We start from the raw sequence: 13,920 nt of genomic DNA, 5'->3' as shown, positions 1-13,920 counted from the left end.
GGCGGCTGGGAGGATTAGTCGTGACTGATCATCACGTGGCGCACGGCGGTGTAGTCCTCCAGTGCATAGATCGACATGTCCTTGCCGTAGCCCGACTGCTTGACGCCGCCATGGGGCATTTCGGTGGTCAGCATGAAGTGGGTGTTGATCCAGGTGCAGCCGTATTGCAGGCGGGCGGCGGCTTTCATCGCCTTGCCGATGTCCTTGGTCCAGACGGAGGAGGCGAGGCCGTAGTCGCTGTCATTCGCCCAGGCGACGGCCTGGTCCGCCTCGGAGAAGCGGGTGACGGAGACGACCGGGCCGAACACCTCGCGGCGCACGATCTCGTCGTCCTGGGTCGCGCCGGCCACCACGGTCGGCTGGAAGAAGTAGCCGTCGTCGCTGCCGGCCCGGCCTCCCGTGGTGATCTCGATATGCTTCACCTCGGCGGCCCGCTCGACGAAGCTGGCGACGCGGTCGCGCTGGCGCTTGGAGATCAGCGGGCCGATCTCGTTCTGCGTGTCGTCGGGGTCGTTGTATTTGATGGTCGAGACGGCGGCCGAGAGGTCGGCGACCAGTTTTTCGTAGATGCCGTCCTGCGCGTAGATGCGGCAGGCTGCCGTGCAGTCCTGACCGGCATTGTAGTAGCCGAAGGCGCGGATGCCCGAGACGACGGCGTCGAGGTCCGCATCGTCGAAGACGACGACGGGGGCCTTGCCGCCGAGTTCCAGATGGGTGCGCTTGACCGTCTTGGCGGCGGCGGCGAGCACCTTCTTGCCGGTCGCCACGTCGCCGGTGATCGACACCATGTTGATCTTCGGATGGTTGATCAGCGCATTGCCGACCGTCTCGCCGCGGCCGAGCACGATGTTGACCACGCCTTCCGGCAGGATGTCGGCAAGCAGCTTCGCCATCTTCAGCGCCGTCAGCGGCGTCTGCTCGGAGGGCTTGAAGACGACGGTGTTGCCGCCGGCAATGGCCGGGGCCAGCTTCCAGGCCATCATCATCAGCGGATAGTTCCATGGCGCGATCGAGCCGACGATGCCGATCGGGTCGCGCCGCACCATGGAGGTGAAGCCGGGCAGGTATTCGGCGGCGACCGGGGCGCTCAGCGAGCGGATGGCGCCGGCAAAGAAGCGCCAGCAATCGACGATGGCGGGCAGTTCGTCATTGCGCGCGGCATTGATGGGCTTGCCGCAATTGAGCGATTCCAGCGCCGCGAAGGCATCGGCGTCCTTCTCGATCGCGTCGGCGATCTTCAGGAGGTAGCCGGAGCGTTCGGCGGGCGTGGTGGTCGCCCAGGAAACAAAGGCCCTTTCTGCGGCGTCGACGGCAGCGTCGATCTGGGCGTATGAGGCTTCCGGCAGGTCGACGATCTTCGCGCCCGTCTTCGGGTTCAGGATGTGCTCCTCGGCCTCGGTGCCGGCTTCGAAACGCGAGCCGATCAGCATCTGGGTGTCCATCGTGGTTCTCCCTTATCGTTGGTTCATTTGCCGGCGCCGGCGACCTGGTCGCCGTCGCGGGTGAGGTAGTAGGCGCCGAGGATCGGCAGGAAGGTGACGAGCACCACGACCATGGCGACGACGTTGGTCACCGGCCGCTGGCGCGGGCGCACCAGTTCCTCCAGCATCCAGATCGGCAGGGTCGATTGCTGGCCGGCGGTGAAGGTGGTGACGATCACCTCGTCGAAGGAGAGGGCGAAGGCGAGCATGCCGCCGGCGAGCAGGGCGGTGCCGATGTTCGGCAGGATGATGTAGCGGAAGGTCTGGAAACTGTCGGCGCCGAGGTCCATCGAGGCCTCGATCAGCGAGCCCGAGACGCGGCGGAAGCGGGCGACGGCATTGTTGTAGACGACCACGACGCAGAAGGTCGCGTGGCCGAGCACGATCGTCCAGAAGGAGAAGGGGATTTCCGCAAACGAGAAGGCCGAGCGCAGTGCGATGCCGGTGATGATGCCGGGCAGGGCGATCGGCAGGATGACGAGCAGCGAGATCGTCTCCCGGCCGAAGAATTTCGTGCGGGAAACGGCGGCGGCGCACAGCGTGCCGAGCACGAGGGCGACGGCGGTCGAGATGGACGCGACGCGAACGGAAAGCCCCATCGCCTCCCAGACATCCGGCCGGTTCCAGGTAACGGCGAACCATTGCAGCGTATAGCCCGGCGGCGGGAACTGGTAGCTCTTCTCCTCCGTCGTGAAGGCATAGAGGAAGATGAGCAGGATCGGCAGGTGCAGGAAGAGAAGGCCGAGCCCAGCGGCGATCTTCAGGCCGAGCGGGGCCGAGGTGTTCTTGTCAGAGCGCATCGAAGGCTCCCTGTCGCTTGGCCATCCAGAGATAGAGGCCCATGATGACGATCGGCACGACGGAGAAGGCGGCGGCGAGCGGGATGTTGCCGGCCGTGCCCTGCTGGGCATAGACCGCCTGGCCGATGAAGAGCCGCGACGAGCCGATGATCTGCGGGATGATGTAGTCGCCGAGGGTCAGTGAGAAGGTGAAGATCGAGCCGGCGATGATGCCGGGCAGCGCCAGGGGGAAGAGGACATGGCGGAAGGTCTGCGCCGGGTTGCCGCCGAGATCGGCGGAAGCCTCGATCAGGTTGCCCGGCACGCGCTCCAGGGCTGCCTGGATCGGCAGGATCATGAAGGGCATCCAGACGTAGATGAAGACGATGAAGGTGCCGGTATAGCTGATCGACAGCGACGAACCGCCGACGACGGGCAGCGCCAGCCAGGCATCGAGCAGCCAGGAAAGATGCAGCTTGGCGAAGGCCCAGGTGACGATGCCTTCCTTGGCGAGGATGAGCTTCCAGGCATAGACTTTCACGAGATAGCTCGACCACAGCGGCAGCATGACGCCGAGGTAGAAGACGACCTTCCATTTTCCGCGGGCATAGCGCGCCGCGTAATAGGCGATCGGAAAGGCGATGGCGGCGGAGGCGAGCGTCACCAGAACGGCCATCAGCACGGTGCGCAGGATGATGTCGAAATTCGACGGGATGAGCAGCTGCTTGTAGGTGGCGAGCGTGAACTCGTAGTTGATCAGCCCGGAAAAGTCGTCGATCGAAAAGAAGCTCTGCAAGAGGAGCGCGAAGAGCGCGCCGAGATAGATCACGCCGAGCCAGAGGAGCGGTGGCGTCAGCATCAGGAGCAGCAGGATCCTCGGGTTGCGCCAGAAGAAATCCGAAAGCCGCCCGGAGGCGCCTTCGCGGCGCGCGAGGATGGAGGTGTCGGCGGCGACGCTCATTGGGCACCGTCCATCGCGTGCAGGTCTTCCGGCAGGAAGGAGAGGGTGACCGTCTCGCCCTGTGCAGGGACCGTGAGGGATGCCGGGATCATCGCTGCGATGCGGGCGCCGGCGGTCTCCACCGTCACGCGGTTTGCCGCGCCGAGGAAGCTCGTCGCCGTCACGCGGCCGGAAAACTGCTTGCGGCCCGGGCCGGTGTCACCCAGCGCGATCGCCTCCGGCCTGAGGCTTGCATAGCTCCGGCCGAAGCCGAGCGTCGCCACGAAATCGGGCGGCAGCACATTGGAGGAACCGACGAAATCGGCGACGAAACGCGTCTTCGGCCGCTTGTAGACCTCTTCCGGCGTGCCGAGCTGCTGGATCTTGCCCTCGCTGAAGACGGCGATGCGGTCGGCCATCGACAGGGCCTCGCCCTGGTCGTGGGTGACGAAGACGAAGGTGATGCCCAGCGACTTTTGCAGGCTCTTCAGTTCCTCCTGCATCTGCTCGCGCAGCTTGAGATCAAGCGCGCCGAGCGGTTCGTCGAGAAGGAGCACGCGGGGGCGATTGACGAGCGCGCGGGCCAGTGCCACGCGCTGGCGCTGGCCACCGGAGAGCTGGCCGGGCCGGCGTGTGCCGTAGCCCGGCAGTTTTACCATGGCGAGCGCTTCCTCGGCTGCCTTCAGTCGCTCCGCCTTGCCGACGCCCTTGACCATCAGCCCGTAGGCGACGTTCTCGAGGATCGAGAGATGCGGGAAGAGGGCGTAGTCCTGAAAGACCGTATTGACGTTGCGCCGGTAGGGCGGCACGCCCTCCGCCGTCTCGCCAAAGATCTCGATATGGCCCGAGGTCGGCTGCTCGAAACCGGCCATCAGGCGCAGGCACGTCGTCTTGCCGGAACCGGACGGGCCCAGCATGGCGAAGAACTCACCCTCGGTTATTGCGAGGTCCACGCTGTCGACGGCACGCACGGCGCCGAAGTGGCGGGAGACTTGCTGGAACAGGACGGCGGTCATGGGGGCTCCGGGTGTCTTGTGTTCTGCCCCTCATCCGCCTGCCGGCACCTTCTCCCCGCAAGCGGGGCGAAGGAGGCATGAGGACACGTTCCCGCTGCCGATCAACCGTCGGGGCGAACGAAGTATCTTGGGGCACGTTCCCTCTCCCCGCCTGCGGGGAGAGGGTTAGGGTGAGGGGCTATTGCGGCCTCATCGGCCGCCGATCACGCCGATATAGTCGGAGACCCAGCGATGGTAGGGCACGCACTCGCCCTGGCTTTCGCACTTGGTCACCGGCGTGCGCCAGAAGGCGATCTTCTCGAAGTTCTCGAACCCGTTGGTCTTGCAGCCTTCATCGGTCAGCAGCGCATTGCCCTTGCAGGCGGCCGGAACGGAGGGAACTGCGCCGAACCAGGCGGCGGCATCGCCCTGCACCTTGGCGGACAGCGAGTGCTCCATCCACATATAGGCGCAGTTCGGATGCTGGCTTTCGGCATGCAGCATGGTCGTGTCCGACCAGCCCGTCACACCCTCTTCCGGGAAGGTCGAGGCGATCGGCTGCTTTTCGGCCTGCATCAGGTTGACCTGGAACGGCCAGGAGCCGGAGGCGACGACGCCTTCGTTCTTGAAGTCGTCGATCTGGATCATCGCGTCATGCCAGTAGCGGCCGACCAACGTGCGCTGCACGCGCAGCAGGTCGAGCGCGGCCTTGTACTGGTCTTCGTTGAGTTCGTAGGGATCCTTGATGCCGAGTTCCGGCTTGTGCTTCATCAGGTATTGCGCGGCGTCGGCGATGTGGATCGGGCCGTCATAGGCCTGTACGCGCCCCTTGTTCGACTTGCCGTCCGGCAGCGTCATCTCCTCGAAGACGACGTTCCAGCTTTTCGGGGCTTCGCCCTTGAAGGCCTCGGTGTTGTACATCAGGACGTTCGGGCCCCAGAGATAGGGTGTGCCGTAGTGCACGCCGTTCACGGTATGCCAGGGCGCGTTCTGCAAGCGCTCGTCGATGGTCTTCCAGCTCGGGATGAGATCGGTGTTGATCGGCTGGACGCGCTTGCCTGCGACGAGGCGGAGCGACGCGTCGCCCGAGGCGGTGACGAGGTCGAAGCCGCCCTCGTTCATCAGCGCCACCATTTCGTCCGAGGTGGCGGCAGTCTTCACGGTGACCTTGCAGCTCGTCTTCTTCTCGAACTCGGTGACCCAGTCATAGTTCTTGTCCGTCTCGCCGCGCTCGATATAGCCGGCCCAGGCGACGATGGAGACTTCGCCTTCGCCGGCGCCAAGTGCCTTCAGCGGTTCCTGGGCGATGGCTGCGGTGGTGAAGGCGAGCGAAAGGGTAAGCGCGGTGCAGGAATGCAGAAGTCGCGTCATGACAGTCTCCCGGTTTGATCCGCTTTGCTGCGGTATTGTTCCCGGATGAAAAGGTGCCGCGATTTCGCCGCTTTCGCAAATTCATTAATCAGAATGTCGCTATCGGAAATTCCGAAATCGTAGGTGTTATCTTCCCCGCCCGCTCCTCAGCGCCTCCGCCAGCCCCACAAAATCCCGCGCCGCCTGCGGCAGGCTGGATCCCTTGCGCCAGACCATGCCGACCTGCACGACCGGTAGCGCGCCGGAGACGTCGCGGCTTTCGATGCGGTCGCCTTCCAGCGACCAGGGACGGTAGACAAGGTCGGGCAGGAGCGCGATGCCTGCCCCGGTGGCCACAAGGCTGCGCACCGCCTCCACCGAGCGGGTGCGGAAGGCGACATGCGGGCGGGCGCCGAGTGCGGTCAGAAGCTTGCCGGTGTTCTCTTCGATTTCATCGACCGTCAGCATGATCAGCGGTTCCTTCGCGATGTCGCTGACCGAGATGATGTCGGCCGCGACGAGCGGGTGGCCGATCGGCAGCCAGAGGCGATAGGGCGAGGTTTCCAGGATTTCCGCCTGCAACGCCATGCGGTCGCGCAGGTTCGAGATGACCATGACGGCAACGTCGAGCTCGCCGCCGACCAGGAGATGCTCGAGATAGGAGCCGTTGTCCTCGATGGCGCTCACCTCGATGCCGGGAAAGGCGCGGCGATAGCGCGAGAGCAGGTCCGACAGCACGTAGCCGGCGACGAGGGACGTGACGCCGAGATTGAGCTGGCCCTTTTCCGCCGTGCGGTTGTCGGAGAAGGAGCGGCGGGCGTCCGAGACGTTCGACAGGATTTTTGTCGCGTGACGCAGGAACTGGTGGCCGTTGTGCGTGGTCGTCAACCCGCGCGGATGGCGCTCGAAGAGTTCGACGCCGAGGTCGGATTCGAGCTCCTTGATGGCCTCGGTGATCGAGGATTGCGAAATCGAGAGGATTTGCGCGGCGCGCGTTACGGACCCTTGTTCCGCGACGGCGACGAAATATTGCAGTTGCCGGAAGGTGAATGCCATGGTGGCAGTTAATATGCCCGGCGCGGGCGAAGCAAGCCGCGAAAATTCCTTGGGAAAGCCGCGGATGGGACAGGCGTGCGGGAGGCGCGCTGCTATGATCCCCGCCGCAAGCATTTTCAGCCGGCACGGCATCGTCGTGCCGGCCGATGCTGCAACCGGACAAGCCCCTGCAGCCGTTCCGCCGAGCCGAAACGGTGCCGGCAACGAGGAGCCGCCATGACCGAACGCCCCATGCCGACCGAGGAGGGCATTCTCGCCTTCCACAAGCGCTGCGAGGATTTCTATCCCGCCGATGCCGTCGATGCGGATATCGGGCAGCAGCGCGGCTGGTACGATGCGCTCTGCGCCGCCTTCGACGCACCGCCGCCTGCGGGCATGACCAAGCAGGACAGCGTCATTGCCGGGCGCATTCCGGTGCGCCGCTACCGCCCGGCGGCGATGACGAGCGCGACGCGGCTTTTCTACATTCACGGCGGCGGCTTCGTCGTCGGCTCGCTCGACAGCCATGACGCGATCTGCGCCGAGCTTTGCGAGGCCGCGGGCGCCGAGCTTGTGTCCGTGGATTACCGCCTATCGCCGGAGCATGTCTGGCCCGCCGCCTTCGACGATTGCTGGGCCGTGCTGATCGAGCTTCTGTTGGAAAATCACCCGGTCGTGGTGATCGGTGACAGCGCGGGGGGAAACCTTGCGGCCGGCATCGTGCTGAAGGCGCGCGACGAGGGGCTGAAGGGCATTGCCGGGCAGGCGCTGGTCTATCCGGGCCTCGGCGGTGACCTTGCTTCCGGTTCCTATCTGGAAATGGCCGAGGCGCCGGGCCTTTCGACTGCCGATGTCGCCTATTACCGGGAGGTCTACAAGGCGCCGGAGGAGGCCGCGCACGCCTTCCCGCTGCGGGCGGAAAACCTTGCCGCCCTGCCGTCCACCTTCATTACCGGTGCTTTTTTCGATCCGCTGCGCGACGATGCGCGGGCCTATGCCGCGCGGCTGGCGCTCGCCGGCGTGCCGGTGGAGTTTCGCGAGGAAAAGCAGATGATCCATGCCTGGCTGCGTGCCCGTTTCATGAGCGCGGGGGCGAGGGCCGGTTTTGCGGCGCTGTGCGATGCCGTGCGCCGGATGGCCCATCCATGAGCGGTGTTACCGATCTCGACGAACTGCTCGCGACGATGGAGCCGGTACTGGTCGACGGCCGCTTCGTCTATGCCTCTGTGCCGGGCGACGAGTTCGCCCGGTGCCTCTCGCGTGCGCCGCTCGGCGTCTTCCGGGAGGCGGAGGGCGTGACGCTGATCCTGCCTTTCGAGGCGGCGGACGGGCTGGCCACCAGCGCCCCGATGCGCATGATCACGCTCACGGTGCATTCCTCGCTGGAGGCAGTGGGACTGACGGCGGCCTTCGCGACGGCGCTGACGACGGAAGGGATCAGCGCCAACGTGGTTGCCGGTTACCATCACGACCATATATTCGTGCCGGAGCGGGATGCCGAACGGGCACTCGAAACGCTGCGGGCGCTGTCCCGCACGGCGCGTGAAAAGGGAGACAAGTGATGCGATTTTTGCGGCTGGCTAGCGCGGTTCTGGCCTTCAGTCTTTTGGCGGGGGGGCCGTCCGTCTCCTTTGCGGAGGATGCGCCGGCGCCCCTTCCGTCCTGCGCCCTCTCCGGCTCGAAGAGCGTCTTCATCGGCGGCGCGCCGGCGCTTCGGCTTTCCGACGTGGTGAACTGCCCGCCGGAACTTTACGAGATCGTGCCGAGCATCATGATCGAGGGCCAGCCGATGGTGAAATTCCGCTCGGGCGTCGGCGAGAAGGGCAATTGCACCGCGCGGGGCGATGAGACCGTGTCGGTGGAGGGCGAATCGGCGAGCCGTCTCGGGGATGTGACCTGCACGCAGAATTGAATGTTCGGAGGATTTGCCCCTCACCCCAACCCTCTCTCCGCAAGCGGGGAGAGGGGACTTGCCCGACGCGACGCTGTTGCTTGAGGAGAACGGTGCGGCATATCCCTTCGCCCCGCTTGCGGGGAGAAGGTGGCCGGCAGGCCGGATGAGGGGCGGCCCTTGGAGTTGCGTAAAAGGAAACGGGCGGCCAAGGCCGCCCGTTTTTGTCAATTGCCGGCGCTTTCCATACGCCGCGTGGTCAGCACCTTCTCCAGCCAGCCGATCTCCATTTCGGGAACGGATTTCAGCAGCAGGTCCGTATAGTCGTCGAAGGGCGGCGACAGCACCTTGGACTTCGGGCCGAAGCGCACGAGTTTGCCCCGGTGCATCACGGCCACCGAATCGGCGATGGCGCGCACGATGGCGATGTCGTGGGTGATGAACATGTAGGAGACGTGGGTCTCGTCCTGAAGTTTCAGCAGCAGTTTCAGGATGCCTTCGGCCACCAGCGGGTCGAGGGCGGATGTCGGCTCGTCGCAGAGGATGAGTTCCGGCTGGGCCGCCAGCGCCCTCGCGATGGCGACGCGCTGCTTCTGGCCGCCGGAGAGTTCGGCCGGATAGCGGTCGGCGAAGCGGCCGCCCATCTCGATCTGTTCCAAGAGTTCCTTCACCCGCTCGGTCTTCTGCTGGCCGCGCATGCCGTAATAGAAGGTGAGGGGGCGGCCGATGATGTCGCGCACCGTCTGGCGCGGGTTCATCGCGGTGTCGGCCATCTGGTAGATCATCTGGACGCGGCGAAGCTCGTCGTTCGACCGGCCTTTCAGCGCCTTCGGCAAGGGTTTGCCGTCGAAGCTGATCGTGCCCTCTTGCGGCGGGAGCAGGCCGGTGATGACACGGGCGAGGGTGGACTTGCCGGAGCCGGATTCGCCCACCACCGCCAGCGTCTGGCCCTTCGGCAGGTGCAGCGAAACGTTCTGCAGCACCTTGAAGCCGTTGGAATAGCCGGCGGTGACGTTTTCGACCTTCAGAAGCGTGTCTGACTGGTCGGGCGCTTCGTCCCGCTTGGTGCCGCGCACGTTGACCAGCGCGCGGGTGTAATCCTGCGTCGGGGCCTCGATGATCTGCTTCACCGAGCCGTATTCGATCATCTTGCCGTGACGGAGCACCAGGATGTCGTCCGTGATCTGCGCCACGACCGCGAGGTCGTGGGTGATGTAGAGCGCAGCGGTGTGGGTCTCCTCGATGGCGTGCTTGATGGCGGCGAGCACGTCGATCTGCGTCGTCACGTCGAGCGCGGTGGTCGGTTCGTCGAAGACGATGAGTTCCGGGTTGGGGCAGAGCGCCATGGCGGTCATGGCGCGCTGGAGCTGGCCGCCGGAGACCTGGTGCGGGTAGCGCTGGCCGAAGGTTTCGGGGCTGGGCAGGCCGAGCACCCTGAACAGGTAGAGCGCGCGCTTTTCCGCCTCCGCACGGGTCATGACGCCGTGCTTCAACGAGGCCTCGATCACCTGCTCGCCGAGCCGGTGGGCGGGGTTGAACGCCGCTGCTGCGGATTGCGCGACATAGCAGACCTTGCAGCCGCGCACCTTGCGGATGCCGGCCGGCGAGAGCTTCAGGAGATCCTCGCCGTTGAGCTTCACCTCGCCGCCGGTGATGCGCACCCCGCCGCGACCATAGGCCAGCGCAGTGAGGCCGATCGTCGACTTGCCGGCGCCCGATTCGCCGATCAGGCCGAGCACCTTGCCCTTCTGAACGTCGAAATTCACGCCTTCGACGAGTGTCACGGTTTTTGGCGGTTCGCCCGGCGGATAGCTGGTCGCCTCGATCTTGAGGTTTCTGACGGAAAGCAGGTCAGGCATCGCCGCGGCCCCCCTTGAGGCTGGAGGTACGTTTCATCAGCCAGTCGACCACGAGGTTGACGCAGATGGCGAGCCCGGCGATCGCCCCGCCCGGAATGAGGGCGGCGGAAATGCCGAAGATGATGCCGTCCTTGTTGTCCTTGACCATGCCGCCCCAGTCGGCCGCCGGCGGCTGGATGCCGAGGCCGAGGAAGGAGAGCGTGGAGAGGAACAGGATCGAGAAGGCGAAGCGCAGGCCGAACTCGGCAAGCAGCGGCGAGAGCGTGTTGGGCAGAATTTCCCGAAAAATGATCCAGCCGGTGCCTTCGCCGCGCAGCCTTGCCGCTTCCACGAATTCCATGACCGCCACATCGAGCGCGACGGCGCGGCCGATGCGGTAGACGCGGGTTGAGTCGAGGATCGCCATGACGAGGATCAGGATCCAGAGCTGCTGCGGCAGAACCGCGAGCACGACGAGCGCGAAGATCAGCGTCGGGATCGCCATCATCAGGTCGTTGAAGCGGGAAAACGCCTGGTCGACGAGCCCACCCGTCACCGCCGCCGTGAAGGAGAGCAGCATGCCGAGCGAGAAGGAGAGGACCGTTGCCGCGAGCGCCACGAAGATCGTGGTGCGCGCGCCGAAGATCAGCCGCGAAAAGAGATCGCGGCCGAGATTGTCGGTGCCGAGCAGGAAATCGCCGCCCATCGGCTGCCAGACGGAGCCGACGATCTCGCTTTCGCCATAGGGGGCGATGAGGGGGGCGAAGAGAGCGCAGAAGACGGCGAGCAGGATGCCGATGATGCCGACCCAGGCGCTGATGGGGATGGTGGAAAGTCTCATCGCGGATGCCTCAATCTGGGGTTCGCGACGATCGCAAGGATATCGGCGAACATGTTGAGGAAGATGTAGAAGGCGGCGAAGATCAGGCCGCAGGCCTGCACGACGGGCATGTCGCGCACCGTCACGGCGTCGACCATGTACTGGCCCATGCCGGGATAGACGAAGACGACCTCCACGACGACGACGCCGACCACGAGATAGGCAAGGTTCAGCGCGATGACGTTGATGACGGGCGCGACGGCGTTCGGCGCCGCGTGCTTGGCGATGATGCGCAGGCCGGAAAGGCCCTTGAGTTCCGCCGTTTCGACATAGGCAGACGACATGACATTGAGGATCGCTGCCCGGGTCATGCGCATCATGTGGGCGAGCACGACGAGGACGAGCGTCGCCGTGGGTAGGGCGATGGCGGAGAGGCGTTCGCCGATCGTCATCGATTCATAGACGGTTGCGGGGAAGGTCGCGACACCCATCTGCACGGCGAAGAACAGGATCAGGAGGTAGCCGACGAAGAATTCCGGCAGGGAAATCGCCGCCAGCGAGATGACGTTGATGATCTTGTCGGGCATGCGGTTTCGGTATTGCACCGCGAGCATGCCGAGGCCGACCGCGAGCGGCACCGAGATGATCGCCGCGAAGAAGGCGAGGAACAGCGAATTGCCAAGGCGTTTGCCGATCTGCTCGCCGACCGAGTTTTTCGAGGCCCAGGAATTGCCGAAATCACCCTGGATGGCGCCACCGAGCCAGTTGAAATAGCGTGTGGTGGCGGGCTGGTCGAGACCGAGATCCTTGCGGATGTTCTCGATGGCCTGCGGCGTTGCGGACTGGCCGAGATAGGTCGTCGCAAAATCGCCCGGCAAGGCTTCCACGCCCCCGAAGATCATCAGGGACACGGCGAAGAGCAAGGCCACGCTGAGCGCGAAGCGTTGCGCGATGAGCGCCACCAGGGGGCTGCTCTTGCTGAGTTTCGCCCAGAACGAAGGCGTGCCTTCGTCTATGGGGGCTCCCGTGGACGCAACCGACCCGGCAACGCCGGCAGACTGCGGGGCTTCGCCCGCAGTCGCCGTTGCTGTCAGCTCCGGACCGTGCGCCGGTCCGTTGCCGGTCATCAGGCGTCGAGCCACACGCGGGTTGCGACATAGCCGTTCGACATGTCGTTGCCGATGTCGTGCACGTAGCCTTTCACCTGCTTGGAGGAGGCGTTCACGAAGTCGTTGAACATCGGCAGGATGAGGCCGCCTTCGTCACGCACCATCATGGCCATGGCGCGGTACATTTCCTTGCGCTTGGCTTCGTCGAGTTCCGAGCGGGCCTGGAGCACCATCTTGTCGAAGTCTTCGCGCAGGAAGCGTGTGTCGTTCCAGTCGGCCTTCGAAAGGTAGGCTGTCGAATACATCTGGTCCTGCGTCGGACGGCCACCCCAGTAGGAGGTCGAGAAGGGCTGTACGTTCCAGACGTTCGACCAGTAGCCGTCGCCGGGCTCGCGCTTCACCTCGATCTCGATGCCGGCCTTCTTGGCGCTCTCCTGGTAGAGCACGGCTGCGTCGACGGCGCCCGGGAAGGCGACATCCGACGTGCGCAGCAGGACGGAGCCGCTGTGGCCCGATTTCTTGTAGTGGAAGGCCGCCTTGTCCGGATCGTAGGCGCGCTGTTCGATGCCCTCGGGGAAGAGGGCGTAGGTCTCGTTGATCGGGAAGTCGTTGCCGACCTTGCCATAGCCGCCGAGCACCTTTTCCAGCATGGTCTCGCGGTCCATCGCGTATTTCAGCGCAAGGCGCAGGTCGTTGTTGTCAAACGGCGCCGTGTTGCAATGCATGATGAAGACATAGTGGCCGCGGCCGGAGGTGGAGAGCACTTCCACGGTCGGTGCGCGCTTCAGGAGGTCGACGGTCTTCGGATCGACGCGGTTGATATAGTGCACCTGGCCGGAGGAGAGTGCGGCGATGCGGGCCGTTTTGTCGTTCATCGCGATCATTTCGATCGTGTCGACGAAGCCGCGGTCCTGACGCCAGTCGTCCTTGTTGCGCTCGAAGGTGGCGCGCACGCCGGCTTCGAAGCTCGTCACCTTGTAGGGGCCGGTGCCGATCATGGCGTTCGGATCGTCAAGGCCGCCATTCGGCTGGATGACGAGGTGGTAGTCGGTGAGCAGCAACGGCAGGTCGGCATTGCCTTCGGTGAGCACCAGCACCAGCTTGTCGCCGTCGGCCTTGATTTCCTTGATCGACTTCATGACGCCGAGCGCGCCCGATTCCGACTTCTCGTCCGTGTGGCGCTGCAGGGTCTTGATGACGTCGTCGACGGTCAGTTCCTTGCCGTCGTGGAATTTGACGCCCTTGCGGATGGTGAATGTCCAGGTCGAGGCATCGGCGGACGGCTCCCAGGATTCGGCGAGCGCCGGCACGGGCTTGCCGGTCAGCGGTTCGGATTCGACGAGCATGTCGCCCCAGTTGCGACCGACGACGAACATGAACTGCGAGAGCGCCTTGGCGGGATCCTTCGAGTCGGTTGCGGCCGCGCCTTCAAGGCCGAGCTTCAGGTTGCCGCCGCGCTTGGGCTCCTGCGCGCGTGCCGCGGTGTCGAACATCGTGCCGGCGACGGCGAGCGTGACGCCGAAAGCGGCGGCGCGGCCCATGAACTCGCGGCGGTTCATCTTGCCGAGCGAAACCTGGCTGGTGAGATATTTGGTGTAATCAGTCATTCCCCTGTTCCCTTTTGCTGGCCCATTAGGTGGGCATTTGTCGTTATGATTGGCAGAATTTCTGTTTTTCGCCTC

Annotated in this window: 13 protein-coding genes; 3 read left to right on the top strand and 10 right to left on the bottom strand. The window is 64.9% G+C overall.

What is annotated here, in order from left to right:
• Positions 1-14: 14 nt before the first annotated feature.
• The 6 genes from K0P03_RS12035 to K0P03_RS12010 all read right to left on the bottom strand — a co-directional run bounded on the left by K0P03_RS12035 (position 15) and on the right by K0P03_RS12010 (position 6,601).
• Positions 15-1,442 (bottom strand): gamma-aminobutyraldehyde dehydrogenase, encoded by a 1,428-nt coding sequence (locus tag K0P03_RS12035; protein WP_023515813.1) that lies wholly within the window; start codon positions 1,440-1,442, stop codon positions 15-17.
• 23 nt (positions 1,443-1,465) lie between these two features.
• Entirely contained in the window at positions 1,466-2,281 is an 816-nt protein-coding gene (locus K0P03_RS12030; protein ID WP_023515814.1) for an ABC transporter permease, read from the bottom strand.
• The gene (locus tag K0P03_RS12025) at positions 2,271-3,221 is read right to left on the bottom strand and encodes an ABC transporter permease (protein WP_023515815.1); all 951 of its coding nucleotides are present in this window, start codon (positions 3,219-3,221) and stop codon (positions 2,271-2,273) included. Before K0P03_RS12025 ends, K0P03_RS12030 begins: the two co-directional genes overlap by 11 nt.
• Complete coding sequence (locus tag K0P03_RS12020) at positions 3,218-4,216, bottom strand: ABC transporter ATP-binding protein (RefSeq protein WP_050744482.1); 999 nt, start codon at positions 4,214-4,216, stop codon at positions 3,218-3,220. Before K0P03_RS12020 ends, K0P03_RS12025 begins: the two co-directional genes overlap by 4 nt.
• Before the next feature lie 189 nt (positions 4,217-4,405).
• On the bottom strand, positions 4,406-5,566 hold the full coding sequence (locus tag K0P03_RS12015) for an ABC transporter substrate-binding protein (RefSeq protein WP_023515817.1): 1,161 nt from the start codon (positions 5,564-5,566) through the stop codon (positions 4,406-4,408).
• 126 nt (positions 5,567-5,692) lie between these two features.
• Positions 5,693-6,601, bottom strand: coding sequence for a LysR family transcriptional regulator (locus tag K0P03_RS12010; protein WP_023515818.1), 909 nt, complete (start codon positions 6,599-6,601; stop codon positions 5,693-5,695).
• A gap of 216 nt (positions 6,602-6,817) precedes the next feature.
• Here K0P03_RS12010 and K0P03_RS12005 point away from each other — a divergent pair, with 216 nt between their 5' ends.
• Genes K0P03_RS12005 through K0P03_RS11995 form a run of 3 tightly spaced genes read left to right on the top strand, consistent with a single transcriptional unit; the run spans position 6,818 to position 8,492 of the window.
• On the top strand, positions 6,818-7,729 hold the full coding sequence (locus tag K0P03_RS12005; protein ID WP_272789693.1) for an alpha/beta hydrolase: 912 nt from the start codon (positions 6,818-6,820) through the stop codon (positions 7,727-7,729).
• Entirely contained in the window at positions 7,726-8,142 is a 417-nt protein-coding gene (locus K0P03_RS12000; RefSeq protein ID WP_272789692.1) for an ACT domain-containing protein, read from the top strand. Before K0P03_RS12005 ends, K0P03_RS12000 begins: the two co-directional genes overlap by 4 nt.
• Positions 8,142-8,492, top strand: a complete 351-nt coding sequence (locus K0P03_RS11995) for a PAAR domain-containing protein (protein ID WP_023515821.1) — start codon at positions 8,142-8,144, stop codon at positions 8,490-8,492. Before K0P03_RS12000 ends, K0P03_RS11995 begins: the two co-directional genes overlap by 1 nt.
• A 206-nt stretch (positions 8,493-8,698) precedes the next feature.
• On the opposite strand, the gene K0P03_RS11990 is transcribed toward K0P03_RS11995, so the two are convergent.
• Genes K0P03_RS11990 through K0P03_RS11975 form a run of 4 tightly spaced genes read right to left on the bottom strand, consistent with a single transcriptional unit; the run spans position 8,699 to position 13,845 of the window.
• Complete coding sequence (locus K0P03_RS11990) at positions 8,699-10,330, bottom strand: ABC transporter ATP-binding protein (RefSeq protein WP_272789691.1); 1,632 nt, start codon at positions 10,328-10,330, stop codon at positions 8,699-8,701.
• Positions 10,323-11,150 (bottom strand): ABC transporter permease, encoded by an 828-nt coding sequence (locus K0P03_RS11985; RefSeq protein WP_272789690.1) that lies wholly within the window; start codon positions 11,148-11,150, stop codon positions 10,323-10,325. The genes K0P03_RS11990 and K0P03_RS11985 overlap by 8 nt, the downstream gene beginning before the upstream one ends.
• Positions 11,147-12,256, bottom strand: coding sequence for an ABC transporter permease (locus K0P03_RS11980; RefSeq protein ID WP_023515824.1), 1,110 nt, complete (start codon positions 12,254-12,256; stop codon positions 11,147-11,149). Before K0P03_RS11980 ends, K0P03_RS11985 begins: the two co-directional genes overlap by 4 nt.
• A complete protein-coding gene (locus K0P03_RS11975) occupies positions 12,256-13,845 on the bottom strand; it encodes an ABC transporter substrate-binding protein (protein WP_023515825.1) in 1,590 nt (529 codons plus the stop codon). Before K0P03_RS11975 ends, K0P03_RS11980 begins: the two co-directional genes overlap by 1 nt.
• Between the last annotated feature and the right edge of the window lie 75 nt (positions 13,846-13,920).

Source organism: Shinella sp. HY16 (genome assembly GCF_028534175.1).
Lineage (GTDB): Bacteria > Pseudomonadota > Alphaproteobacteria > Rhizobiales > Rhizobiaceae > Shinella.
This window is presented reverse-complemented; position numbering and strand designations above follow the sequence as displayed.

Coding starts and splice junctions, on each gene's coding strand:
- K0P03_RS12035 (WP_023515813.1), bottom strand. CDS start 1,442: ATGGACACCCAGATGCTGATCGGCTCGCGTTTCGAAGCCGGCACCGAG.
- K0P03_RS12030 (WP_023515814.1), bottom strand. CDS start 2,281: ATGCGCTCTGACAAGAACACCTCGGCCCCGCTCGGCCTGAAGATCGCC.
- K0P03_RS12025 (WP_023515815.1), bottom strand. CDS start 3,221: ATGAGCGTCGCCGCCGACACCTCCATCCTCGCGCGCCGCGAAGGCGCC.
- K0P03_RS12020 (WP_050744482.1), bottom strand. CDS start 4,216: ATGACCGCCGTCCTGTTCCAGCAAGTCTCCCGCCACTTCGGCGCCGTG.
- K0P03_RS12015 (WP_023515817.1), bottom strand. CDS start 5,566: ATGACGCGACTTCTGCATTCCTGCACCGCGCTTACCCTTTCGCTCGCC.
- K0P03_RS12010 (WP_023515818.1), bottom strand. CDS start 6,601: ATGGCATTCACCTTCCGGCAACTGCAATATTTCGTCGCCGTCGCGGAA.
- K0P03_RS12005 (WP_272789693.1), top strand. CDS start 6,818: ATGACCGAACGCCCCATGCCGACCGAGGAGGGCATTCTCGCCTTCCAC.
- K0P03_RS12000 (WP_272789692.1), top strand. CDS start 7,726: ATGAGCGGTGTTACCGATCTCGACGAACTGCTCGCGACGATGGAGCCG.
- K0P03_RS11995 (WP_023515821.1), top strand. CDS start 8,142: ATGCGATTTTTGCGGCTGGCTAGCGCGGTTCTGGCCTTCAGTCTTTTG.
- K0P03_RS11990 (WP_272789691.1), bottom strand. CDS start 10,330: ATGCCTGACCTGCTTTCCGTCAGAAACCTCAAGATCGAGGCGACCAGC.
- K0P03_RS11985 (WP_272789690.1), bottom strand. CDS start 11,150: ATGAGACTTTCCACCATCCCCATCAGCGCCTGGGTCGGCATCATCGGC.
- K0P03_RS11980 (WP_023515824.1), bottom strand. CDS start 12,256: ATGACCGGCAACGGACCGGCGCACGGTCCGGAGCTGACAGCAACGGCG.
- K0P03_RS11975 (WP_023515825.1), bottom strand. CDS start 13,845: ATGACTGATTACACCAAATATCTCACCAGCCAGGTTTCGCTCGGCAAG.